We start from the raw sequence: 25,660 nt of genomic DNA, 5'->3' as shown, positions 1-25,660 counted from the left end.
TTTTGCCTGCTGTTCCGCGTCAATTTTAGCCGATGCGAAGTCTCCCAACATCACGAATGGACACTTCCAGCGGATATATGTTAGCTTTTTGCTCGGAAAAGAACCAGACTCGCTCCTTCTTCACCACAATAAACAGACCGTTCACATCCCCTATAGGGGCAAATGTATCGCTAATTGCTCTCCATCGTTTCAACCCCATCTGCTCAAGTTCATCTACCGTAGAAAGCACATCTTCCGTAACAAGTCCCACCTCACACACCTGCAGCAGATCCTTCTCCGAAAAGGCGCGGTCACTCTCGTTATGAACGGTATGATGAGCAATCAGCTCCAGAATGTTACCGACAGGATCTTCGAAATAGAGTGAATTCGAGTTCCAATTGGTTGAATAAGTCTCATCCTCACCTTCATATCTACTTAGACGGACACGTGCCGCTGCCCACGCTTTGGCCTCCTGAAAACGATTGGTTGGAATCATCCAGGCGAAGTGGTAGAAGGGTTCCTGTTCTGTTCTGCTCTCAGCGAATATCATCTTCGTTAATCCAACTCGTACCGTAAATGAATGCTGAGACTCCTCAAGCAACTCCAATCCCAAAGTATCCACATAAAATGGTTTGATGTCTTCCAATCGTGCTGTATAACATTTGACCTCTTCAAAAATCATGCTGAGCCCCCATTCACCCGACCGTGTATCTTCTCCCACTCACTCCATGGCACCATGCCGAGTTCCGGCTTCGCTTCATCCGGGAGCATCGATATGAATTCCAGGAAATGACCATCCGGATCGGTAAAATATACGGACACAGCCGGCATCCATCCAAATACGTACAACTCGCCAATATCATCATCCAGAAAGTTACGCGTCTTGATCCCTTTATCCTCAAGGTAAGTGACAGCTTGCTTCATGTCCTCCAACGATACCTGAAAAGCAAAATGCTGTCGCCGCACCTCGGAAGGGTCCTTTTGCCACAGTCCGAGCATCGCGTTGCCTTCACCACCAATCCAGTAAAAGGAGTTCCCACGTTCCTTCTGCCCATAAGCGTGCTGCAATCCAATGATCTGTTCATAGAAATGATGGGATCTCTCCAGATCCGTTACGTTCAGATGAGTCTCAAATATGCCTTTAATCATGATAAAACCCCCTTTTCTTTTAACTCTCGGACGGCTTCCGTACAGCAGCTAACGTCTCGGCAAGGTGCAGAAATGAACCAATCACGCGTTTGATCCGATCCTCAATGTCCTGACTGCCTTCAAATTCTTCGTATCCGTCAAATGTTGCTTCAAATCTTCTGCGTTGTGCACCACCAATGGAAATCCACTCCTGCGCGTTAATACCATGCAAATTGCGAATAATCGCCTGCAGCTGCAAAAGCGAACTTACTCCCACCGCACCTCCTGCTGAGCTGATGGACAATACCGGCTTACCACTGAAATGAGCCTGGCTCAGGTGATCCAATGCATTTTTGAGTACACCGCTGATGCTGCCGTGATACTCTGGCGTAGACAGAATAATGGCATCTGCGGCAAGCATACGTGTGTTCAGGTCAGACAGATGCTGATCTTCATTCTGTTTTTCATCCGGAGCATAGAATGGGAGCGGTGTCTGATATAAATCGAACAAGCTGGCTTCATGCCCCTGACCGCTAATTACTTCCACGGCATATTCCCCTAAACGTGTACTGGTTGCATTTTTCCGATTACTGCCTGCCAAAATGATAATATTCATCTATGTCACTCTCCTTCGATTTTATATAGACATTTCATCTCTTCGTTTCAACTTTCTCTACTCTCATCTTACCTTGCTTCCACCTCGGAATCGTCGGCAGATAGACTTAACTTGCAGCACAAAAAAACTCAACCTTTGGGTTGAGTTTCTACGACTTTAGACTGAGAGTATATCGGAATGGATCAGACGACCCAACCATTTCTTACAGCATGAAGCGCGGCTTGTGTGCGATCTGCCAGTCCCAATTTGTCCAAAAGATGACTGACATGGGTTTTCACCGTTTTCTCGGTAATGATTAGTTTGATGGCGATCTCTTTATTACTCAACCCTTGTGCGATCAGCCCCAGAACCTCTCTTTCCCGACGGGTGAGCATGTCCGGTCCATGAGAAGTTTCTTTCCCTCGCCCATCCCGCTCTTGCTCTGGAAGTCGAGTAGATGTATGGGGATTAGCATGCCCAGGCAGGTCATTCATTGATTGTTCAGACGAAGCCATCACATGCATTAATTGTCCTGCTGCGGCTGGATGAAGCTCTACCTGACCTGCATGCACATTGCGGATGGCAGCGGCAAGATCCTCTGGCTCAATATCTTTCAGCAGATATCCCTTCACTCCAGCGCGTACGGCGGGTACGACATGATCCTGATCCGAAAAGGATGTAAGTACAATGATACGGATTCCAGGCAAGATCGAACGAAGCCTTCTCGCCGTCTCAATCCCGTCAAGCACGGGCATATGCAGATCCATTAATACCACATCCGGATGCAGCTGTTCTGCTTGTTCAAGTGCTTCCTGTCCGTTTGAGGCTTCTCCGACGACTTCCATATCTGGCTGAGTGGACAAAAAAACGTGCAACCCGCGCCTCACCATGGCATGATCGTCCGCGAGTAAAATCGTAATCGGCATGTCTTCTTCCCCCTGATTTTATACAGATTCGGACGGAAGTGGAATGACGACCGTTACCGATGTTCCCTTACGGGATGAACTCACAAGTTCAAGTCTGCCGCCCAGCGATTGGGCTCGTTCTCTCATGATGGACAGACCAAGTGAACTGGCAGGCAAGGCCTCACGCTTTTTGGCTCCCCCTTTTCCACGATCTGTAACGATTAATACCGCTTCCTGATCGCTTAGCTGGAGGGATATCTCCGCGGAAGGGACCCCTGCATGTTTACGTACATTATTCAGCGCTTCCTGTCCGATACGCCATAAGCCTTCCTCAATACTTTGAGGCAAGGAGCGCATACCCGTTCGATGTACAACGACCTGCAATCCCTGTCCTGTACCATATTCCTGCAAGGCACTGAGCAGTCCAGATTCCAACCCCGCCGGACGAAGCTGCATTATTAAGGCACGCATTTCCTTCAATGCTTCCTGTGACAAGGAACGTATATCCTTCATCGCTTCCGCAGCGGGATGCAGCTGTTGTGATCCGGATAACATGCTCTCCGCCCCTTTGGCTGTCAGGGACAGGGAGAACAAAATTTGGTTCACCGAATCATGCAAATCTCGAGCCAGTCGGTTTCGTTCCTCCAGTCGGGTCAATTCCCGGCGCTTGTATACCAGTCTCAGACTCTCCCACGAGGCTGTAATATGTTCAGCGAGTGCATCGAAAACCTCACGATCTGCCTGAAGGAAGCCATTGGCCGAACCCAATCCAACCACCAGTACTGCCGTTTCGCCAGGGGAACTTAATGGGATGGGCGCAGCCAAGCCCGAAGCCAAAACGGACATAGGGAACCGGGTATTGCAAATGGCAGAAACGTCCTGAATTTCCGTCGCCGACAATACCATCGCCCGATGAGAATCAATCACACGATGCATGCGATTCTCCACCTCTGAAGAGAGTTCGGATTGTGTCATCATTTCGGACTTGCCATGAGCATGAGCCGCCTGTATCATAAAGCTTCCGTTCTTCTGGGATAACAGTGCGGCAAATGGCCAGTCGTAATGATGCCCGAGCAGCTTTACAACCGTTTTGGCCATATCGTCTCCACTGTTGCAATCGTTGACCTTCACGCCTAGCGATCGGCTGAACTCCCCCAGTCTGACATACAGATCCGCTCGCCTTTGCTCTGCGCTATATAATCGCATCCGTTCCATTGCACTGCCGATCTGATAAGCTACAGCCTGCAAAAGCGCCAGCTCACTATCACTAAAATGCTCTTTTCCTGGCGCAGCAACATTCAGCAGTCCCAGCATCTTCTCCCCCGAGCGAAGCGGAACCGTTGCATGATGGGTGATGTCCTGGGTATCTCCCCATTGATGATCGACGGCATCCTCCAGACGTTTGCAATTAATAATATTGACGGCATTGTCCAATCTTCCGTCCCGGAAGCGATTCACGCACCAGCAAGACCCGCAGCGCATCGGCTGCTTGTCATGATGCAGCAGAGCAGGAGGCAGACTGTAATCAGCAATACAGGAGTACTCTCCCTGAGCATCGATCAGGAACACCCAGCCCGTAGTCAAACCCGTCAGTTCCAACAGTTTGCCGAGTACCGTATCCAGCATCAGATTCAGGTCGTTGGATGTGTTGAGCGTTTCCGCGATCGTCTTCAGTGTATACATCTCCTGCATTCCGGCTTGTTCCGTCATGCGGATTCCTCTCCTTTGACTGATCCTTAGTGTTGTTTTCAATTATTGTATACAATCAGCGAAGGATATAAAAGGTTGAACTTCTTGTTTCAATTTAGCCCAGCTTCTGTCGTTCTTTGCGAGAGGCGGATAACGGCTCCATATTAATCAGACCACGGTCCGACAGAGCCAGCGCCATTTTATAGAAAGCACGTGTTCGAATCTTCGTATACGTATCCTTGCTAACAGGTGGGTCAAACACATGGTTATACACTTTATAGTCAAATACATCGTCATCCTTCAGGTAACGCTCTCTGACGAGTACACGTTCCTTCTCGCTCAGTCGAGATACCACAAAATCAATCGTTTCGCAGTACGCCTGACGTGCGCGCTGTACATCCACATTATAGATTGCCGTTCTGGCAGTGGAATCCCCGGTCACATTCGTTGCACCATGGAAACGCTCAGCGTAACTCGCCGTCACCATCACCTCGCGTTCTTCAAAAGCAATCGTTTTATAAATCCGGTATTTTTCCAGCGCGGCTTCAACAGCAGTCTGTGTTTTGCGTCGGTCCAATTCGGGCAGCATCAGTTCCATATTCATTCTCCTCCTTTAACATTCGTTATAGAATGAAAGTATAGTAGCTTCGCATGTTCCACTCCGATGACAGAAAAATCTTACAATCGCTGTTATCCCCAGATTTTTTTGATTATATTTTCTAATGTAAAAATCTAGTGATAAATGCGAACGCTACGCTTCTCCAGCTTTTTTCTGTCCTCTTCGTATGCGTAACTTAAAGTTCATTCTATAAAAGTTAAACTCGCATTCATCTCATCTTTATTAGAGTTATCCAGTTCTCTGAAATAGTAACGACATTTTTCAAGTTTTTTTCTGTTGCCTTTTGGAATCAATTAAAGTCAGCTATGAAGCAGGAATAATTCATTTTCCTCATTATCCAACTTGTCTCAACTTTACATTTTGTTCGTATTTTGTTCGTATTTCTATTTGAGGATACCACTTTCTGGGGATCGGCGTAAACCTTCATTTTGGGTCGTTTTAACTATAAAATAAAAGCCGCGCTCTCATTTCCTTTACCTTTTGGCATAATTGTTTCATATCCCTTTACCTAATGGTATATATACGATATAGTACAGATAATTAAAGATCCTCGTATAAGTCATTTTCTAGTTTTAATATTGAGAAGGTACATTTGAATATTAGATGAGGGCAGTATTGGCACTTCAAAGAGAGTGGCAGTAGTGAAGGAGACGGAATCGATTCTGAAAAAGCGGTAGCGTTCGCCTTTATCCCCGGATTTCTCCCTTTAGGAAAGGGAAAAAAGGAAATCTGGGGATAACAGCGATTGGAAGAACGATCCGGTTCCGGAACGGGGCATCCGCAGATGGTCAAGCAATACCTCATGCCTGTTCTTCTCAATATTAATTAGTAATACACTTGTACGAATCAAAGGAGTGGAATGAATTGTGGAGCACGCTTTTGGTCCTTATCTGAAACAACTGCGCGAGCAACAGGGATACAGCATTAATCAGCTCGCCGAAGCAGCAGGAATCAGCAACTCGCAAATCTCACGCATTGAGAATGGGGTTCGCGGAGTTCCCAAACCTGCTACCATCCGCAAAATCTCGGACGCACTCTCGGTTCCCTACGCGGATATGATGAAACAGGCCGGATATCTGGAAACCGGAAAACCAGCAAGTGAGCTCCATGACGCTCCAGAATGGGCAACTTACAAGGACCGTCGGGACTTCAAAAAGATGCTCGAGGACGAGGATGATCTGATGTTTGACGGCATCCCGCTGGATGATGAGGATAAGAAACGAATTAAGGATGTCCTAACAGGTCTGTTCTGGGAAGCCAAACAGATGAACAAACGCAAAAAAACGAACGATCCGGACGAGCGCCCATGAAGCATTTCAAGCTGAACAAACTAAAGCAGCAGGTGAGATGATATGGATGACATTGTAACAAAGCTGATTCGAAAACACCGGACCAACTGCCCTTTCAGCATTGCCAGAGCCATTGGAATACAGATCCGGTTCACTAATCTGGGCAAGTCTACCAAAGGACTGTATTTCCGAAAGCTCCGTCGCAGATTTATCGTCATTCACAATGATTTACCGCCGGAATGGCAGCGCTTCGTGTGTGCCCATGAACTTGGACATGACCGATTGCACAAAGGCATAAACCGGTTCTTTCTGGAGGAACACTCTTATTTTGCCCCAGGCAAGCTGGAAAGGCAGGCCAATCGTTTTGCCATACAGCTTCTAACTTCAGGGGTGATGCCAGAGCCGGATGAATCACTGGAGAAATTTTGTTTACGTACAGGACTGCCACGTGAAGTGCAGCATTTTTTTTAGTCTTTTTAAGAACATATGTTCCTTTAACATAAAATTCTCTCTTCATCTTTCACTGTGAAAATCTGATGTCACTTTCGGGTTACCTATTTTTACGTGAATAGCGAGATTTCCTAATAATAGTCTGGTAAAATACAACATGAGTTGTGCAAACGCTCACGTAGATTATTATTTATGGGGAGGTTACTGATTCATATGAAAATCTGGAAGACTTACGTTTCACTTATGCTAACGCTCTGTTTGCTGTTTGGCAGTGTAGGCATTGCCGCTGCTGCAACGGATACCACTCCGGGCACAGGTAAGCACATTACTATTCTACATACGAATGACACGCACGCACGCGCAGTTGAGTCCTCACCTGCGATGGGTTTCGCCAAAGTTGCTGGAATTGCGGACAAATACCGTAGCGAAAACCCAAATACCCTTCTGCTGGATGCCGGAGATGCAGTGCATGGTACAACCTTTGCTACACTCGTTAACGGTGAGAGCATTGTCAAAGTAATGAACGAAATTGGTTATCAGGCGATTGTACCGGGTAACCACGAATTCAACTACGGTTCCGAGCGCCTCATCGAACTTGCGGATATGATGAACTTCCCCATGCTCAGTGCCAATGTGAAAAAGAAAGACGGAACTCGTCTCTTCGAGCCTTACCTCATTAAAGAAGTAGACGGCGTGAAGATCGGGATCATTGCGCTGACTACACCGGAAACGATGTATAAAACAAATCCGAAAAATGTGGAAGGTCTTGATATTACAGACCCAACTGCGGAAGCCAAAGTTCTTGTTAACGAAATTCGCAGCAAAGTAGATGTTGTTGTTGTATTGGGACACCTTGGACAAGACGCGTCCAGCACCGATACTAGCTTCAAAGTTGTAAAAGAAGTGCCTGGCATTGATGTATTCATCGACGGTCATAGCCATACAGTTCTGCAAGATGGACTTGTATCCGATAACGGAACATTGATCGCCAGCGCTGGTGAGTACACTAACTTTGTAGGTGTGATCGACCTGTGGGTTGACGGTGACAAAGTAACGAAAAAACAAGCAACACTGATTGATGAAACGGAAGCAAAAGACATCAAGCCGAATGAGAAAGTTGCCGCATTGGTGAACTCCATTCAGAAAGAACAAGAACCCATCCTGAAAGAAGAAGTAGCGAATACAGCAATCCTGCTGGACGGCAAACGTGAACAAGTACGCGCAGGTGAAACCAACCTGGGTGACCTCCTGGCAGATGCCATCCGTGACATCAGCAAAGCCGATATCGCGCTCACCAACGGTGGCGGTATTCGTTCTTCCATTGAAAAAGGTATCGTAACCAAGGGTGATATCATTACAGTACTTCCTTTTGGTAATCAAGTTGTAACGCTTGAAGTAAAAGGCTCCGATGTACTGGCAGCCCTTGAAAACGGTGTAGGATCTTATCCGGAACCAAGCGGCGGATTCCCACAAGTATCCGGCATGACATTCAGCATTGATTCTTCCGCCGCCAAAGGCAGCCGTGTACACTCCGTTATGATCGGAGATAAAGCCCTTGATCCGAAAGCAACGTACACATTGGCTACGAATGATTTCACTGCTGTTGGTGGTGACGAGTACACGATGTTTGCAAAATACACAACGTCCGGCATGTACGGTGCTATGGATGAAGCGTTGATTGAATACATGCAAAAACTGGGCGCTGTAGACATCAAAACAGACGGTCGAATCAAGGAAGCAAAAGCTCCTGCGGTTGAACCGGAAGCTCCAGTAACGGAAACACCAGCTCCAACTACACCGAAACCAGAGACTCCAAAACCAGAAACACCGTCGAAACCGACGCCAAGCAAACCAGCTCCAGCCAAAGTGCATGTTGTAAAATCCGGAGATTCCCTGTATTCCATCTCCAAACAATACGGTACCACTTGGCAAGCTCTGCAAAAGCTGAATAAGATCAAAAATCCACACTGGATTTATCCAGGGCAACAATTGAAACTGCCTGCAGCCTCTTAAGTTCAGGGACGAGCAAGTAGTTGTACCCATACGCTCCAAAAAAGGGTGTCCCTCAAGCCATACCCGGCTGATGGACACCCTTTTCTATTTTACAAATTGCATCACTCAGTAGTTAACCTGCCAAGATATACACTCCACGTTTGCTTCCATATAGCTTTGCTGCAAAAATAAATCCCCAAAGCCACTTTAAGAAATCCCTTCATCCCATGCCCTCTACCATGGACTATAGAAGATATATCTCAAATTGCCACTCTCATGCGGTTATTTCACATTCAAAACGCTATATTTCTCGTTCCATGATTTGCGTATTTGCACATGCATAGATTCCTGACATGGTACGCCTGAAGCTCTTATGGACAAACCGACTGTATACAGAATACAGTTTTTCAAATTCTAGTTATTTGGTATGACAATACGCAAATAGTGTTGCATTCTTACATGACTATAGCCCTCTTTTTAATGCTTTAATCCGTTACATAACCACAAACATCTCTTACCGCATAATATCCGGACCTATTATACATCGTTCTATTATATAGAGGCACGTAGCACGGTTTCATAAGGATATATGTTTTTAATTCCGGACTATAATAGCTGTTCCTTCACCTGACTTACAGCCTCTTGTGCCGACAGACTGATTCGTTTGGATTCACCTTGTGCTGCAAGAACATGCGATCCAAATTCCACCTGTCCTTCTGCCGCACCTCGGCCAATAACAATCTGGACAGGCAACCCGATTAATTCCGAATCCTTGAACTTCACCCCTGGCCGTTCATCACGATCATCTACCAGTACACTGTATCCGGCATCTAATAGTTGTTGTTCCAGTTCCAGTGTGAGCTCACGTTGCTGTTCATCCTTCCAGCTCATTGGGATCAGATGTACATGATAAGGTGCGATGGCTGACGGCCAACGGATACCCTCTTCTCCGGCATATTGTTCAGCAATAGCGGCCATCAGACGAGACACACCGATACCGTAACAACCCATTACAGGTGCGCACTGCCGTCCATTGCGATCCAGGAAGGATGCTCCCATAGCGTCACTGTACTTGGTTCCCAGTTTGAAGATATGCCCCACTTCTATTCCTTTTGTGAATACAAGCGATTCTCCACAGGTTGGGCAGCCGTCACCTTCAGCCGCAAAACGGATTCGATCTACTTTGTCCAAAGCAAAATCTTTACCTGGAACTACATTCGAATAGTGTACATCAACTTCATTCGCTCCTGTAATGGCACGTTCCATTGCAGTTACATCCGCATCTACTACAATCGGCAGATCCAGTCCAATGGGACCCAGGAAACCTACAGTTAATTTCGGATGATTTGCAAGGGCAGTTTCATCAGCCAGAATCAGCTCCTCTACACCCAATACCTGCTTCAGCGCAATATCATTCACTTCATGATCCCCACGAACAAGTGCAGCGACCAGTTGACCATCGGCCTGATAAAGCAATGTTTTGATCATGTGCTTGGCATCCTTGCCCACAAAGGCGCTTAACTCATTGATCGTACGTACACCTGGCGTTTGGATACGAACCAACGTGTCACCCTCGGTATTCCCAACAGCTTTTTCAACCATTTTTAGGTCAGCAGAAGCTTCCGCTTTTCCTGGATTCTTAGCAGAAGATTTAGAAGTCTGATACCCCGCCTTCTCCAAATTTGCGGCATATCCACAGTGTTTGCAGGTTACGATCGTATCTTCTCCCACATCGGCAAGTGCCATGAATTCGTGGGTCTCCCCCTGACCACCAATAGTGCCTGCATCGGCCTCCACTCGAATATATTCCAGTCCACAACGCTCCAGAATATGCGAATACGCCGTATTCATGGCCTGATAGGTGCGATCCAGCTCTTCCCAATCGGAAGCAAAAGAGTATGCATCCTTCATGATGAACTCCCGCCCCCGCAGCAATCCAAATCTTGGACGACGTTCATCTCTGAATTTAGTGCCAATCTGATAAAGTGTAAACGGCAGCTTCCGATAGGAATTAACCTCGTCACGAGCCAGTGCAGTCACAACCTCTTCATGGGTTGGACCCAGGGCGAATTCCCGTGCATGGCGATCCTTCAGACGCATCAGCTCAGGGCCATACTGTGTATATCTTCCGGATTCTTCCCATAACTCAGCAGGCTGCATGATTGGCAGCAATACCTCCTGACATCCTGCACGGTCCATTTCTTCCCGAACAATACGTTCGACATTCAGCAAAATACGACGTCCCAAGGGCAGATAACTGTATATCCCTGCTGCGAGTTGGCGAATCATACCTGAGCGCAATAACCAGCGATGCCCTGCTGCATCTGCCTCTGCTGGTGCTTCACGTAATGTTGGAACAAGCATTTCACTTTGACGCATCTTGTCACACCCCTTATTCTTCTATTCATTATTGTAAATCAGGTTATAAACAGCAAAAAAACACATCCGTCAAGGGACGAATGTGTCGTGGTACCACCCTTATTTAACTGCACATTGCCGGTTGACCCTGCCATCAAACTATCAAGGCATTCGCTATAAACCGGTTCTCCCGTTTGCAACCTATGCAAACGTGAACATGCAGTCCTTCAGGGCATAACGGGCCCACCCGGCGAAGGTTACAGGCCGTTCGGGCCTTCTCCTCCGCAGCTCGCGAGGTAGGAATAACGAAACAGCAACAGAAACCTTGCACTAAATGGTTTCCTCCCTGAAGAAGCTGGCTAACGTAATTGTGTCCTCGTTGATCGCTGTTATCATTTTTGATCACCATAGTGTATTTACAAGAAATTGTCAACCATTCACTCAAATACTACCCCCGAATAATATTCCACCACATCACGGATGAGCATGTACGCGTCTCCATTCGTAAGCTCGTTTTTGTTTGCTATACCAGCAAGCGTGTCCTCGCTTAAGAAGTTCTGTATTTGCAATTGAGTAAGTGCCATTTCAGGTGTAGTTTCAGCTTCAGTAGCTCCCATTGCCAAACATAGCATATATGCAGCCTGATTCAAGGTTAAAGGTGAAGCGGAAGCATTCTTCATGCTCATAACAACTTTATCTGCACTGCCTGTATAAAAGGTTGGAAACATAGCTTGCAATCTTTTCAATTTACTTAAGTAGCGTTCCGGATTCATAGTCGTATCCAGATCCCAACCATCATTATTATAATTACCTGAGGTCATATACATACTCGCAGCAGCAAGTAACCCCCTATAATCCTTATGCTCCATGTACTCAGGCTTCTCAAAATTATGCATCGATAGATCCATGCCTTGTTTCTCCAGCATCTTACGCAATTCGGCTGCACGCTCCTCGGAAGCTGAGATTTCCCGGAAGGACTCCTTGTGCACATATGCCAGTTTGACCGCTGCTCCAGCAGCTTCTCCAGTAGCCATCCCCAGAGGAACGACCCTTGCGCTCCCATGTGGAATCGTGTCATAACTTGCTGCTCGTCCCACTACTAACAGACCATCAACGTTCAACGGAACAAGCGAACGGAAAGGTACGCCATATTGAATTGGACTCAGCATAATTGTGCCAGGATTGCCCACACTCGTACTTTGAATATCGATATCATATGAACCATAACCAATTGCATCCCAATGATCTCGATTCTCCATAACATCAGCAAGTGTCAGACGATATTCACCATAGATGTGACGTGATTCTCTCACGTAGAGCTCATCCGCCGTTCCGGCATATTCAAGCCCTGCAAATTCCTCGTAATTTTTCTTCAAAAAATCAACGATCAAAGGGGCTTCCTTCCGCCCTATTTCCAGTCCCTCTTTCACAGATGCCGGATCCAGCGGATCCACTCCAAAGATCTGCATCGTATTGATCAAGATTGTATCATCGTTTTGTCTCCCAATGTTCAGACTGCGAATCTTGATGCGTTGCGGATCGGTCGATTCATATTTTCGCGCATCACCGTATCCCCAGGCACTCATTTTATCAACACCCGTACCTTCTCTTTCCCTGAACTTCTGCCAGACTTCATCTGTAACACCACTTAGCTTAAATACGAGCGTAGAGACCATCTTGGACTTGCCATCTCCAATGTCCTGTCTGCCTATGGAATATGGAACCCCAGCAGCTGCTGCAATATCTGCATCCTGAGTAGCGTCAATGATTGAACGTGTTGCAATTTTTATAACTGTCCCGTCCTCTTTGGTTATGTTCATCCCCATAATTGTAGTTCGCCCTTCCGAGGCAGACTCAGTAATGGGCTCCACATGTTTAACATTCATCAGAAGGTCAATATTAGGTTCGGAATGAATCATTCGATAGAAAACGTTAGCCGCTGTATGAGTATCAAATGAACTGCCCTCTATTTGGTCAAACCACTCCTGAAAAATCCCTTTATTTAGAAAATCAGGCTGTCGCAGGCTGCTTAACCACTCTGGCTGATCAGGGGAGTAATTCAAATCTAACGTATTAAGTCCCCCTTCGGTCATCAACCCTCCCAGCATATTGCGATCTCGTGCTTCAACCAACAATACACGCATCCCATTGCGGGCAGCAGATAACGCAGCCGTAATTCCCTCCGGATCAGTTCCAGCAACAATAACGTTATAAGAATCGGACAGCGTTGTGCTCGATTGTACAGTCTCCAATGGCTGCCACACATAATTATTATTGAATTTATAGTTCTTGTTCCAGATATAAAAGGCAGCATAAGTTACACTAAATAAAATAATAAATACAGCGACCGTAATTGCTGTTGCTTTCTTTTTTTTGCTAACCAAAATAATTAATCCTCCACTATGTAATGTAAATTCATAAAAACTATTAATGTATCACTAGCTCCGATATTCTTCCAACAAAATACTTGTACGCCCTCCTCTCTAACCATAAAATGTCCAAAAAAAAAACACTCCCCAACGGTTTGCACCATGTCAGGAAATGTTGATTATATCGGCAACATGTCATGATTAAGATCCTACGATTTTGCATAACAATCACAACAAAAACTTGGACTGTATCCTAACTTCATCCATTATAAAGACCCCTTTTTGCAATGTAAAGGCATATCAAATCTATACACTTCATATAAAAAGGAAATTCAACACTCCCCAACTGTTATTACTCACTCTCCATGAATTGATGGGCGATGGCTGACATGGCCGTGCGTTCCCTGTAATATAGAGAAATAGAAACCATGTATTAATTGATAAAGGAGCTTGTCCTATGCCATATATTATTTACGATCTTGAATTCACAGTAAGTCGCAATACACGTTACTCTTCTGAAATTATAGATATCGGTGCCGTCAAAGTAACGGAAGGTGAGCACGGCCTGTTCGTATCGGACTCTTTCCACACTTATGTTCGTCCATCCAATAAATCGGTGCTGTCTGCCGATACGATTCAGTTTACGGGTATTACGCAGAAAGACATCGACGCAGCCCCTCTTTTTCCGGAAGCGCTGAATCAATTTATCGCCTGGATGGGAAGTGAATCCTATTATATGTGCTCCTGGGGACCGGATGACCGCACCAAACTGATCTCTCATTGTCGTACTCATCAACTTGATGTAGCCTGGATCACCAACCACAATGATCTTCAGCAGCAATGGTCGCGCACCGTGCGCAAAGAAGGAAAATTCCGTCAGTTTGGACTCGCTCAGGCTCTTGAACTGTGCGGTATTGAATTCGATGGCACCCAGCACCGCGCTTTGGATGATGCGATTAATACAGCCAAAGTATTCATGCATCAATTTGATCAATTCAAACTGGAAACCAATTGCGCCGCAGATGATGAGGGTATCACATCCAAAGTGGTCTATTCCAGCAATACAGAAGATGACGACAAAGATTCCCCTTTCGGAAACCTTGCACACCTGTTTAAGACCAAAGAGTAATTGCGTACAACACATGTTTGAACTAAGGTACAGCAGCCATGATCTATACTAAAGTTCAGTTGTAGATCTCCCGCCAACGTTCCAGACGTTCTTTCATCATGAGGCGATATTTCTCAGGCTCCAGAATTTCTGCATCGGGTCCATATTGAGACAACCAGGTTAGAAACCCTTCTTCATCACTCAATATGGCTTCAAACAACAACGTGCCTTCCGGTTCAATCGTCAAGATGGGGCGTGCAAAAAACTGCTCCTGCATGACACGCTCCACAGCGTGCAGTGAGAATCTGATTTTGAATGCAGTCCACTCCGTACTGCCGCTAAGTTCCTGTGGCGTACGGAAGTGAGATTGTAAAAGGTAATCATCTTTGCGGAACGTGCGTGGCAAAATCCGAACCCTGTACAAACGGTTCACTTGAAATATTCTCAGTTTCTCTGACAGGTGACAATACGCCAACAGATCAAATCGGTATTCACGAGGAATAAGACAGTAGGGGTCCATTCGTGCAATCCCCTTTTTACCTTGAAACAGATATTCTCCTTCAATAGTGTTCTGGGAAATTCCGGCCTGAAGCAAGGTCACCAGTGAATGATTCAGAAGTTCGGTACTTTCATTTTGCCAAGCAGAAGTACCCACCTTGAACAACCCGCCAATTTGCTCAGACCATTCCACTCGCTCTGTTTTGTTTTTCTGACTCGAAGCAACCACTTTCTCATACGCGCTCTCAAAAGCAGGCTTCAGCAACGGACGAATATTCTCCATGACTTCTGCCAGGTGCATAAAGGCTTGAGCTTCTTCATCAGACCAATTCAGTGGATACATGGCAAAATGGCTGATAAACATGTATCCTCTCCCGTGTCCCATATTGGCGATGGGGATATGCATTGCACTGAGGGCCTCCATGTCGCGGTATATCGTCCTTTCCGTTGTCTCGCACCGCTCGGCAAGCTCACGGGCCAGAATACCCGGCTTGGCCTGCACAAGAGTTATAATGCGCATTAATCGGATCAGTCGGTCTGTCATTTTGCCGGACCCTCCACGATGTTGTTTCAATAAATTCGATACAACTCCATCCATTTTTTTATTAGTATGTTGTTTAGTACATTCGACTTATTCCTTGACTTCACCTTCAAAAAATTATGTAGAAACATTCCTTTCCGCCTCAACATCCCTAGTTCTTTATCCCTATTCACCTAACATCGTTTTTCCGCGATTATGAACCATAGAATTAAAAGTAATCCCGTAATGGTACCGAAGTTTCTCCACAATTTCGGCTTCCGCATAATAATCCAGATCCTGTTTGCGAGCCGCTTCAATTAACAAAGCATCTGCGTGACGACGCAGCATATCACTGCCCTCTTGTGTACGACCTCTTTCATAAGCGCGCAAAGCTTGTTTAATCAGAGGAACGGTTTCGTTTAATTTAATCGTCTTCTCTACCTTAGGATCTTCCGGCTGGCGCAGCATGCCCAGATGACTGGTGTACTGAATATACAACTGTTCTCTGCGCAGCAGCACTCTCTGGCTTTGTTTCAACTTTCGTGTACTCCAATAAGCTGAACATACGGCACTTTTCCCCGATACACGAGGTCCCATGGCGAATTCGAGTAAGATTTGTTTACTCTCTCCCTTGTATACATCACCAAGTCTTAGAACCCAACCGATATCCGTTTCTTTGGAACGACAGCCATAGATACCCTTGAGCTGAATTCCAAATTCCGGTTTGAGCAAAAGTTCCAAGTCTCGGGACACAATTTTGGGTGCTATTTTCCTGAGTCTTTTGGCAGGGGCACCGTTACGCCACTCTACCATCATATATACGGGGTCGGCTCCCCCTGTCGGTATGGCCTCTCTATTCCACGAATAAGATACTTCAAAGACTGAGTTCACTGGTAGTCTCTCCCCCGATTTATATGTATTATCTTCTAAGTTATCAGGGTAAATGGACACTATATTGTCACGGAACATATGTTCGCAGGAAATTTTTCCATAATATTAGTTTCTCGTCCCTAAATCCGTGTAATTACGACAATAAACGACGAAAAAGCTTGGCAGTATGCCAAGCTTTTAGACCACTTTTATATGACAAGTCCTAACTTAAATCGTAGAAGTATTCATTCCCATTTTGTGTGAATTTTGTATAGAATCAGGTTCTGTGATTGGCGCATAAGTAATGCTGTCGATAATCAATTCACGCCCGATCGGCTCCCCATTTACAGTAATCATAATGGTTTTGGTTGTTGCAGCTTGTTTAGTTGTGTACATACGTCTCTACCCCTTCGTATTCACGATCTTCATAAAAATCGGATATATTGTTTTCTCTCATTAAATTACAAATTTCGTTAATATGAATAGCAGGCACCCTGAGCTGAAGTAAAAGAATGAGGTCAAAACCGTCCAGAGTGCTGCCCTGTCCTTCTATTACCCCGACACCCTTAAAATTAAACAGCTGTCCACATGTATTGATTTATTCTCAAATAGGGTAATTAAAACTACATCATCTTGAACCCATTGTCCCGGTTTTGACGTATAATGTAAGAGCCGTATTTCAACAAATGACGACGGAATCGGCAAACGATTATGTAACCGAAAGAAGGTGCCATTTATGCCAAAACCCATTCAGGGTTATTTCATTCGGGTGTTATTCACCACATGTGTATTGTTTACTGTTTCTTTGACTTCTACAGTCAGTGCAGCAAATGCCAATATATTCTCCGATATCTATAGTGGATGGGAACGAGTCTCCGAGCTTCCTGGAGAAGTAAACGCCTTGCAGGAAAGCTATAAACAGACGCTGGAGCAATTGAATCAGACCTCTGCCCAATTGGGACAAGCCCAGGCAAATGTCGAAGCATTCAAGGCCCAGAACGAGCTGCTGCTGGCGCAAAACGAAAAACTGACCGACATGGTGAGCAAGCTGCAAAATGATCAGGATGCCAAAACGGCAACTGCCAAACGCATTCAAACGATGATTATTACTGCCGTTTCACTCATATTGGGTTACTTTGTTCTGATTCGTGTGATGCGCTGGGGAATGCGTCGCCGTTCAGGCCGAGTATAAAAGAACAGGAGCAACCGCATGCACATACACCTGAATAATGCCGAAGCTGGTGGAGCCGGACAAGTGGTCACGTTCTCGTTGATCCAGGACGACCGCCTGCACATTCTCCACCCCCAGCAAATTGTCGCTTTTCGCGGCCCAAGCAGCAGTCGCAATGATAAATTTATGAATATTTCAGGTATCTATCGCAAAAAAAAGCTGATCAAATCTGAAATTACCGGTCCTTGTCAATTTGTGGCCGCCCTGCCTCCCGGATTCACCATGAAGGAAGTTGAACTGAGCGAGAACAGTGATCTGCTGTACGACTTCCGCCACCTTTTCTTCTACTCTGACGGCGTCACGATGCATACCAAAATTCAGAAAATCAAAAACATGCTGATCACTCGAGATGCCGTGAAAATGAAGTTTTCGGGCAAAGGCAAAATTGGATTGCTGACACAAGGTCAGGTCTGCCAGCAGGAACTGCACCCTACTGCACCACTTTATGTGGATGCAGGCAGTATTATCGCCTATCCTGAGAATGCGCAGCTTGAACTTACAGTTTATGGCAACAACCTTGCCAGCCAACATATGAACTATCATTGGAAGATGACAGGACATGGCTCTGTACTCTTTCAGGCTGGCCGTGAAAATCATAGACTGGAACAGGATATGAATGATGAAGGCATATTTAAGCGCATTCTGAAGGAAGTCATTCCTTTTGGAAATGTATTAATCAAATGAGCCCAGATGACGTTAGGCTCGGTTGTATATGGGGTCTCATGAAAAGCATGCTCACCGAATTGGAAATGTGTTATACTGTACCGGACAATTGAAGAAGAAAATCCATGCCAATGGCATGGGAGAGGTTCGCGAACTCCCTCTATAAGACTCGACCTTCACTAAGGTCAATGTAGTCTTGCGTACATTTTAGGTAACAACGTACGTAAAAAACTAAGGACACTAGATCGTGCCTGCATTTTTGAAGCAGCTTACGAGAAGGTGTGTTTTTTGATGGATGCCAGTTCATGAACTTCTCTGTTCTTCCGACTCTCTGTGCCTATGTGCATGGATTGATCTTAAGAAGATGGAGAGGTTTTTTTATGTTGAACGAAGAAAAAGCAGTCGTTGTATTCAGCGGCGGTCAGGACAGTACAACTTGTTTGTTCTGGGCCAAACAGCAATTTGCTGAGGTAGAGGTGGTTACCTTCGATTACGGCCAGCGTCACAAGCTGGAGATTGAATGCGCCGCAGAGATCGCTCGCGATCTGGGTGTGCAGCAAACGGTACTGGACATGAGTTTGTTAAACCAACTCGCGCCCAATGCACTCACCCGTACGGATGTGGAGATTACGCATGAAGAAGGCGAACTGCCGAGTACGTTCGTAGATGGACGGAATTTGCTGTTCCTCAGTTTTGCAGCTATTATGGCGAAGCAAAAAGGGGCTCGTCACCTGGTCACAGGTGTATGCGAAACGGATTTTAGCGGATATCCAGATTGTCGCGATTCATTTGTGAAATCGATGAATGTAACGCTGAATCTGTCCATGGACTACCCGTTTGTCATTCACACCCCACTGATGTGGCTGGACAAAGCCCAGACATGGAAAATGGCGGATGAGCTTGGTGCCTTTGATTATGTACGTGAGCGTACACTAACCTGTTATAACGGGATCATCGGCGATGGCTGCGGAGAATGTCCTGCCTGCAAACTGCGCAAAGCCGGACTGGATCGCTATCTGGAGCAGCGCACTGATTCTGCTACTGTTGGAACTGCGGGAGCGGACGTGCGATGAGAGAACCGGGAACATTTCGCATTGTGGAGCGGTTGCAGCGGATTGGAGAAGATATCCTGCCTGCACAGCTTCGCTATCATCGCAAACGTGTGCTTGTCAGCAAGGAGTTTACGTTTGACGCGGCACATCATCTGCATTGTTATGAAGGCAAGTGCAAGAACTTGCACGGGCATACGTATAAAGTTGTTTTTGGCATTAGCGGTTACCCGGGTGAGACCGGGTTGACGGTTGATTTTGGACATATCAAGGAGATATGGAAAACACAAATTGAAGGGTACCTGGATCATCAGTATTTGAATGAAACCCTTCCCCTTATGAACACGACAGCTGAAAATATGGTCGTCTGGTTGTTCGAGCAGATGGAGCACGCCTTGCAGACCGAACCGTATGCTGCACTGACCGAAGGTGGTCGAACAGAGTTTGTCCGCTTATACGAGACACCGACCAGTTACGCCGAGGCTAGACGGGAGTGGATGATTGATGAGTAGTGTGGAACGCAGCAAAGAGGCTCGTATTCCTGTGATGGAGATCTTTGGCCCAACGGTTCAAGGTGAAGGCATGGTCATTGGGCAGAAAACGATGTTCGTTCGCACCGCGGGCTGCGATTATCGCTGCTCCTGGTGCGACTCGGCCTTTACCTGGGACGGCAGTGGCAAGGATCTGATCCGGATGATTACGCCGGAGGACGTGTGGAACGAGCTGCGTCGCGTTGGCGGCTCACGCTTCTCCCATGTGACCATCTCAGGCGGGAACCCTGCCCTGCTCGCTTCGCTGGGCGGATTGGTTAAACTGCTTCGGGAGAACGGCATCCGCACCGCGGTAGAAACGCAGGGCTCCCGTTGGCAGTCTTGGCTGGCGGACATTGACGAAGTCACCGTCTCGCCCAAGCCTCCCAGCTCAGGCATGAACACCGACTGGGCTGTGCTGGATGATCTGATCCACCGACTGGTTGCTCGTCCGGTGGAACGAAGCCACAGTCTGAAAATCGTGATATTCGATGAAACAGACTTGGACTATGCCCGCCGTGTGCATACACGGTATCCGGGCACGGATTTATTTTTGCAGACCGGGAACCCGGATGTCACTTCTGCCGATACGCCAGATCTGGCGTCTTCGCTGCTTGCCCGTTATGAGTGGCTGATTGATCAAGTCAGTGCATCCGATGATCTGAACGACGTTCGTGTGCTTCCACAGCTTCATACGTTGGTATGGGGCAACAAACGCGGCGTCTAATGGGCTATATGGGTGGAATGGGCGGCATGATGTAATTTGGGAAACAACCAGAGGCTAAGATAGCCTATCATATATACCGGTAAGCTTCGTGCGTTGCCGGAAATAAGGAGCGTTTACGAATCCATGAGACAACCTGATGAAATGCAAGATTTAACGCTGCTGGGTAACCAGGGCGTAAAATATACGTTTGAATATGATCCGGGAATTCTGGAGAATTTTGATAACAAACACCCCTACCGGGATTATTTTGTCAAATTCAACTGCCCGGAGTTCACCAGCCTGTGCCCGATCACGGGTCAGCCGGACTTTGCAACGATCTATATCAGCTACATCCCTGATGTAAAAATGGTAGAGAGCAAGTCACTTAAGCTGTACCTGTTCAGCTTCCGCAACCATGGCGATTTCCACGAGGATTGCGTAAACATCATCATGAACGACCTGATCAAACTGATGGACCCACGCTTCATTGAAGTGTGGGGTAAATTCACGCCGCGCGGCGGCATTTCCATCGATCCGTACACCAACTACGGCAAACCGGGTACGAAGTATGAGCAAATGGCTGAGCACCGCATGATGAATCATGATATGTATCCAGAGACGATTGATAATCGTTAATTGGGTAGATACATCAATTATGTTTTGTACACAATAAATTCATAGAACACACAAAAGCCGAACTCTTCTATCTGAAGAAATTCGGCTTTTTTTTACAAAAAATCCGATAGCAAAGTACAGAGACGTCGATGCAACATATATAGTCAAAAAAGTCATGACTGCCATAAATAGAATGGTCATAGCCAAATTGCGTTTAGCAAAAACATATGGTGATAGCGATTTCATATTGATCAGTCCTTTATCATTTCTGATTTAGCAGACCTTAATAGTAGATTTTTTAAAGTATATCAATAGTTTACATTATAAAGAGAACGTTAATTTCACCTGTTCCCCTTGTCGACCTATCAAATCTGTCCTATTATGTAACAATATGCTTAGGCACATCACATCATCAGGCGCTGATCCCTCGTGACCGCGACCAAAGGAGAACTGTTCATGTCCATGCAAAATTCATTATCCAAAGACGCCGCTGCGCGTTCGAAAGCTCCACCCGGATTGGATGCTCAAGGTACCGTTTATCGGATCTTAATTGCCATCAGTCTGGTTCATTTGTTCAACGATTCCATCCAATCTGTCATTCCAGCTATTTTTCCAATTCTGAAAGACTCCATGCATCTCACGTATACGCAGATCGGATGGATTTCGTTTGCTATTAACTTTACTGCTTCCATCATGCAGCCTGTTGTAGGCTGGTTTGCTGATAGAAAACCGACACCATCCATTCTACCCATCGGTATGGGCTTTACGTTTACCGGTATGCTATTGCTAGCCTTCGCCGACAGTTATATGGCTGTCCTGATCTCTGTCATCTTTGTTGGGCTCGGTTCGGCGGCTTTCCATCCAGAGGGTTCACGGGTATCCCATATGGCCGCAGGGCCTCGTCGGGGTCTCGCTCAGTCAATCTTCCAGGTGGGAGGTAACGCCGGTCAATCTCTGGCTCCATTGCTCACCAGATGGATTTTCATTCCGTTTGGATTGTTCGGCGCCATCGGATTCACGGGCATAGCTGCTGCGGGGATCGCGGTGCAAATCTATATCGCTCGCTGGTATGGACGCATGCTGCAATCGGGAGGGTATTTGCGTAGACAGGCTGCAGCCCGTCGTGCACCCAATCCGGCATTACGTAAAAAGATTGCTGCTGCCATAACCATTTTGATTCTGCTCGTCTTTGTCCGTTCGTGGTATGTCGCTTCAATCGGAAGCTTCTATGCGTTTAACCTGAAGGATACATTCAACTTGTCCACAGAGGACGCACAGATCTATATCTTCTTGTTCCTGGCGGCTGGGGCTCTTGGTACGTTCTTCGGTGGTCCACTGGCGGATCGCTTCGGTAAACGCAACATGATCTTTCTGTCAATGGCTGGAGCCGCTCCACTGGCGCTTCTGCTGCCTTACGCCAATCTGTTCTGGACAGCCGTATTGTTGAGTATTATTGGATTCATCATGTTGTCCAGCTTCTCGGTGACCGTTGTGTATGCACAAATGCTGATTCCGGGCAAAATCGGAACCGTCTCCGGCCTGATTACTGGCCTGGCATTTGGTATGGGCGGTCTGGGCGCTCTCGTGCTGGGGAACTGGATCGACGTGTTCGGCGTATCTCCAGTCATGCAAATGTGCAGCTTCCTGCCACTGATCGGAATCTTCACCTTCCTGCTTCCATCGGATAAGTTGCTGAACCGTTGGGCGGAAGAGAATGGTAGTGAAGAATAACAAATCCTATACAACATAAACTTCAATGCACAATGAAACCAAAGAACACTGTTACGAATGTTTAGCGAAAAGTAACGTCAGATGGTTAACTAACCTTGAATTTACGCTTGCATGTGCAAACGGGATGAAGCCTTTACCTTTAGGCTTCATCCCGTTTTTGTTTTGTCAGCGTTAGCGTCAACCGTGTGAAGCTTCCACCACGCGGTGCCCTACTTCATGACAAGGGTGGTCAGCCAACAAGAGCGGCAGCAACTGAGCCTGCGAGAAATTTTGGAAAACAGTAGGATCACATGTGTATAACGAATCCAGCGCACATTATTAGCATCTTTTCTGACAATCCGCCAATGTAACGAATCGTAGACGCCTTATTCCTCATGTTTTGTGTGTTTTCGCATCATTTAGTATGATTATCATGCAAATAGCGATGGTGATATTCCTTAGAATCAGCGCATCCTTCTATAGACCATAATAGGGTGCCCTCGATTCGTTAGCCTCAGAATCAGAACCGAGAGGCTGTGGTCACATAGCCATTTTTGTGAAAAGACATCATTGCGAAAGGCGCTGAAGAATCAGGCGCTTTTTATATAACATTTTTCCGGCTTCGGCAACATCACGAATCGTATTTTTGTTACTCACCGAACCGAATACCATACCCGCAATCGGAATGAGCTGGAACAGCTTTTTCCATCCAAACGATTCACTGTAGGAATTAAAAACCTCCCGCCAGCCCTGCATTTGAGAGATAACCTCAACCTGCTTATCCGGATTATCGTAATCGGCGAGTTCATCAATAATCGCTTTCTTGCCCACAATATCTGCCGAAGAGAATTGCAGACATTTGACGATAAATATGCGCTCTTGAGGTTCGTCGGGATCATATCCATAGCATAACGCCATCTCCTGCAGCACCTTCAGGGAAAGCCCCATCACCATCGGAATATCCGCCGCAATCGTTACAATGCCCCCGATACCTGTTGCAGCCCCTTGTGCAGCAGCAAACCTCGTCCGACTATCCGTAATGCTATCGGCAGTGCGATCCAGCACTTCAAGCGGTAAGCCTTCCACGCTGTGAATTTTCGTCGTATCCTTTGACTCTCCATCCTGTTCATCGTAAGAGGTATCGGCCTTCATGGAATAACCGGATTGGATCGCTTCCTCTCGGAGCAGCTCAGCCACCTTCTTTTTCTGAACGAGAAATTTCCCGCCATTCTGCACATACTGGCCGACTTCGTTCAGCGAGTCGCCAATCTTCTGTTTCAGCGCTTTGGGCATCACTTTATCCAGCATGGCAAATGGCAAACGTCCAATTTTGTCCCAAATAAACAAGTCCTTCTGCCCTTTTTCCCATTTTAAAATCTGTTCCAGCTCCCGGTCCAATGTCTCACGCGAATCCATATATGGCCTCCTAATGTTATGTGTATAGTAAATTGTATACTCCTCATACGCTTTGGTCAGAGGGATGGTTGCTTCTATGTAAGTTTATGGTATTCATCCTCATGCCTTCATACACAATGTTTGCATAAATAAGAACCCTTAATCAGCGTCATTCGCTAAATAAAGGGCTCTTTTGATCCAAAACCTCAATTCTTATTTTGCTTTAGCTGCAGCCTTCCCATCCGGAACAGGGACTCCAAAGTGAGGCGTGCCATCTTCGTTCCAGTGAATGACCTGCGCGCGGGCGTGACGATTCGGATCGTAGAGAGGGTCTCCCTCGATGTCCTTGTAATTTCGTGCGTGATAGATGAGAATATCCGTCTTGCCGTCCGGTGATACCGTAAAGCTGTTGTGACCCGGACCATATTGACCATTCTCTTCACACGTTTGGAATACCGGCTTAGGCGATTTCACCCAGCTCGCTGGATCAAGCAAATCGGTGTCTTCATCCGCAGTGAGCAACCCCATACAATAATTATAGTCGGTCGCACTCGCCGAGTAACCAATGAAGATCCGCCCATTGCGATGCAGCACTGCTGCCCCTTCATTTACCTTGAAGCCGATGATCTCCCAATCATATTCCGGCGTAGAAATCATGACCTGCTCCCCACGCAGCGTCCATGGATTTTCCATTTCGGAAATGTACAGGTTGGAGTTGCCCGGAATGTCCGGGTCCTTTTGCGCCCAGACCAAATAACGGATCCCTTTGTGTTCAAACGTTGTTGCATCCAAGGCAAATGTCTCCCAACGCGTCCGAATCTGTCCCTTCTCTACCCACGCGCCTTCGAGCGGGTTGGGCGAGTCGTTCTCCAGCACATACATGCGGTGGTCGAAAAGGCCCTCATTGGTTTCGCTGGTATGGGCTGCAGCGTAATGTATATACCATTTTCCATCGATAAAATGAATCTCAGGTGCCCAAATGTTAGCACTCATCGGTCCTGTCTCATGTTTGTGCCAAGCCGTTACCGGCTCAGCATCTCGCAACTCTTCCAAGGTTTGTGCACGCCGAATCTCAATCCGGTCAAAGGCTGGCACGGAAGCAGAGAAATAGTAGTAGCCATCTGTGTGACGGTACACCCACGGATCAGCACGCTGCTCCAGAATGGGATTGGTAAATGTAATGGAATCAGTCATGGGAATGCTCCCCTTTCAAATGTGTGTGTATGGCTCGGAGTTAAGATTTGTAACCTTGTGCGGTAGACATAAAACCTATTGCTGGTGCACCGCGGGCGCTTCGGGGGTGGCAGGGCCTTGTCGCTCTCTTGTCCTCCGATTTCTTTTTCCCACCGCTCTTGGCGATTGAAATCGGATGCCAAAGTCGCTCCTTCGGCT

Annotated in this window: 24 protein-coding genes; 11 read left to right on the top strand and 13 right to left on the bottom strand. The window is 46.6% G+C overall.

The window, feature by feature from the left end; genetic code table 11:
• Positions 1–25: 25 nt before the first annotated feature.
• From MKY42_RS06560 to MKY42_RS06535, 6 genes are all read right to left on the bottom strand, one after another.
• Complete coding sequence (locus MKY42_RS06560) at positions 26–661, bottom strand: ring-cleaving dioxygenase (protein ID WP_339849820.1); 636 nt, start codon at positions 659–661, stop codon at positions 26–28.
• Positions 658–1,128, bottom strand: coding sequence for a VOC family protein (locus tag MKY42_RS06555; RefSeq protein ID WP_090894152.1), 471 nt, complete (start codon positions 1,126–1,128; stop codon positions 658–660). Before MKY42_RS06555 ends, MKY42_RS06560 begins: the two co-directional genes overlap by 4 nt.
• A gap of 19 nt (positions 1,129–1,147) precedes the next feature.
• Positions 1,148–1,723: an NAD(P)H-dependent oxidoreductase gene (locus MKY42_RS06550; protein ID WP_339849817.1), complete on the bottom strand. Its 576-nt coding sequence runs from the start codon at positions 1,721–1,723 to the stop codon at positions 1,148–1,150.
• A 182-nt stretch (positions 1,724–1,905) separates the two neighbouring features.
• The gene (locus MKY42_RS06545; protein WP_090894145.1) at positions 1,906–2,628 is read right to left on the bottom strand and encodes a response regulator transcription factor; all 723 of its coding nucleotides are present in this window, start codon (positions 2,626–2,628) and stop codon (positions 1,906–1,908) included.
• An 18-nt stretch (positions 2,629–2,646) separates the two neighbouring features.
• Positions 2,647–4,317 (bottom strand): GAF domain-containing sensor histidine kinase, encoded by a 1,671-nt coding sequence (locus tag MKY42_RS06540; RefSeq protein WP_339849814.1) that lies wholly within the window; start codon positions 4,315–4,317, stop codon positions 2,647–2,649.
• A gap of 94 nt (positions 4,318–4,411) precedes the next feature.
• Positions 4,412–4,894, bottom strand: a complete 483-nt coding sequence (locus MKY42_RS06535) for an ArpU family phage packaging/lysis transcriptional regulator (protein ID WP_339849812.1) — start codon at positions 4,892–4,894, stop codon at positions 4,412–4,414.
• Positions 4,895–5,778: 884 nt separating this feature from the next.
• Between MKY42_RS06535 and MKY42_RS06530 the strand changes: the two genes are divergently transcribed.
• The 3 genes from MKY42_RS06530 (at position 5,779) to MKY42_RS06520 (ending at position 8,667) form a co-directional block, all read left to right on the top strand.
• Complete coding sequence (locus MKY42_RS06530; protein WP_090807984.1) at positions 5,779–6,225, top strand: helix-turn-helix domain-containing protein; 447 nt, start codon at positions 5,779–5,781, stop codon at positions 6,223–6,225.
• Positions 6,226–6,267: 42 nt separating this feature from the next.
• Positions 6,268–6,675 (top strand): ImmA/IrrE family metallo-endopeptidase, encoded by a 408-nt coding sequence (locus MKY42_RS06525; RefSeq protein ID WP_062323893.1) that lies wholly within the window; start codon positions 6,268–6,270, stop codon positions 6,673–6,675.
• A gap of 192 nt (positions 6,676–6,867) precedes the next feature.
• Positions 6,868–8,667, top strand: a complete 1,800-nt coding sequence (locus MKY42_RS06520) for a 5'-nucleotidase C-terminal domain-containing protein (RefSeq protein WP_339849808.1) — start codon at positions 6,868–6,870, stop codon at positions 8,665–8,667.
• A gap of 585 nt (positions 8,668–9,252) precedes the next feature.
• Here the strand turns inward: MKY42_RS06520 and MKY42_RS06515 are convergent.
• Positions 9,253–11,025: a proline--tRNA ligase gene (locus MKY42_RS06515; RefSeq protein WP_339849805.1), complete on the bottom strand. Its 1,773-nt coding sequence runs from the start codon at positions 11,023–11,025 to the stop codon at positions 9,253–9,255.
• A 416-nt stretch (positions 11,026–11,441) separates the two neighbouring features.
• Complete coding sequence (locus tag MKY42_RS06510) at positions 11,442–13,388, bottom strand: FAD-dependent oxidoreductase (protein ID WP_339849802.1); 1,947 nt, start codon at positions 13,386–13,388, stop codon at positions 11,442–11,444.
• Between the two features lie 442 nt (positions 13,389–13,830).
• Between MKY42_RS06510 and MKY42_RS06505 the strand changes: the two genes are divergently transcribed.
• Positions 13,831–14,502 carry a 3'-5' exonuclease gene (locus tag MKY42_RS06505; RefSeq protein WP_090894131.1) on the top strand — a complete coding sequence of 224 codons (672 nt, stop codon included), beginning with the start codon at positions 13,831–13,833 and terminating at the stop codon, positions 14,500–14,502.
• 55 nt (positions 14,503–14,557) lie between these two features.
• Here the strand turns inward: MKY42_RS06505 and MKY42_RS06500 are convergent, their stop codons facing one another.
• The 3 genes from MKY42_RS06500 to MKY42_RS06490 all read right to left on the bottom strand — a co-directional run bounded on the left by MKY42_RS06500 (position 14,558) and on the right by MKY42_RS06490 (position 16,765).
• Complete coding sequence (locus tag MKY42_RS06500; RefSeq protein ID WP_339849799.1) at positions 14,558–15,553, bottom strand: WYL domain-containing protein; 996 nt, start codon at positions 15,551–15,553, stop codon at positions 14,558–14,560.
• Between the two features lie 132 nt (positions 15,554–15,685).
• Positions 15,686–16,390, bottom strand: coding sequence for a hypothetical protein (locus tag MKY42_RS06495; RefSeq protein ID WP_143066996.1), 705 nt, complete (start codon positions 16,388–16,390; stop codon positions 15,686–15,688).
• A gap of 207 nt (positions 16,391–16,597) precedes the next feature.
• Entirely contained in the window at positions 16,598–16,765 is a 168-nt protein-coding gene (locus MKY42_RS06490) for a hypothetical protein (RefSeq protein ID WP_167434599.1), read from the bottom strand.
• A 340-nt stretch (positions 16,766–17,105) separates the two neighbouring features.
• Between MKY42_RS06490 and MKY42_RS06485 the strand changes: the two genes are divergently transcribed.
• The 7 genes from MKY42_RS06485 to MKY42_RS06455 all read left to right on the top strand — a co-directional run bounded on the left by MKY42_RS06485 (position 17,106) and on the right by MKY42_RS06455 (position 22,894).
• Positions 17,106–17,561: a hypothetical protein gene (locus MKY42_RS06485; RefSeq protein WP_090894123.1), complete on the top strand. Its 456-nt coding sequence runs from the start codon at positions 17,106–17,108 to the stop codon at positions 17,559–17,561.
• Between the two features lie 18 nt (positions 17,562–17,579).
• Positions 17,580–18,284, top strand: a complete 705-nt coding sequence (locus tag MKY42_RS06480; RefSeq protein WP_090894121.1) for an AIM24 family protein — start codon at positions 17,580–17,582, stop codon at positions 18,282–18,284.
• Positions 18,285–18,646: 362 nt separating this feature from the next.
• On the top strand, positions 18,647–19,336 hold the full coding sequence (queC, locus tag MKY42_RS06475; protein WP_339852760.1) for a 7-cyano-7-deazaguanine synthase QueC: 690 nt from the start codon (positions 18,647–18,649) through the stop codon (positions 19,334–19,336).
• On the top strand, positions 19,333–19,824 hold the full coding sequence (gene queD, locus MKY42_RS06470; protein WP_063564568.1) for a 6-carboxytetrahydropterin synthase QueD: 492 nt from the start codon (positions 19,333–19,335) through the stop codon (positions 19,822–19,824). The genes queC and queD overlap by 4 nt, the downstream gene beginning before the upstream one ends.
• A complete protein-coding gene (gene queE, locus MKY42_RS06465; protein ID WP_339849789.1) occupies positions 19,817–20,569 on the top strand; it encodes a 7-carboxy-7-deazaguanine synthase QueE in 753 nt (250 codons plus the stop codon). The genes queD and queE overlap by 8 nt, the downstream gene beginning before the upstream one ends.
• Before the next feature lie 123 nt (positions 20,570–20,692).
• Positions 20,693–21,184, top strand: a complete 492-nt coding sequence (gene queF / locus MKY42_RS06460) for a preQ(1) synthase (protein WP_063564570.1) — start codon at positions 20,693–20,695, stop codon at positions 21,182–21,184.
• Positions 21,185–21,625: 441 nt separating this feature from the next.
• Entirely contained in the window at positions 21,626–22,894 is a 1,269-nt protein-coding gene (locus MKY42_RS06455; RefSeq protein WP_339852758.1) for an MFS transporter, read from the top strand.
• A 546-nt stretch (positions 22,895–23,440) separates the two neighbouring features.
• Here MKY42_RS06455 and MKY42_RS06450 read toward each other — a convergent pair.
• Both MKY42_RS06450 and MKY42_RS06445 read right to left on the bottom strand, forming a co-directional pair.
• Positions 23,441–24,289, bottom strand: a complete 849-nt coding sequence (locus MKY42_RS06450) for an EcsC family protein (RefSeq protein ID WP_090894113.1) — start codon at positions 24,287–24,289, stop codon at positions 23,441–23,443.
• A gap of 192 nt (positions 24,290–24,481) precedes the next feature.
• On the bottom strand, positions 24,482–25,462 hold the full coding sequence (locus tag MKY42_RS06445; RefSeq protein ID WP_179265588.1) for a family 43 glycosylhydrolase: 981 nt from the start codon (positions 25,460–25,462) through the stop codon (positions 24,482–24,484).
• Between the last annotated feature and the right edge of the window lie 198 nt (positions 25,463–25,660).

It is taken from the genome of Paenibacillus sp. FSL W7-1088, assembly GCF_037969855.1.
Taxonomy (GTDB): domain Bacteria; phylum Bacillota; class Bacilli; order Paenibacillales; family Paenibacillaceae; genus Paenibacillus.
Note: the sequence above shows the minus strand (reverse complement) of the source record. Positions and strands in the feature narration are given on the sequence as shown.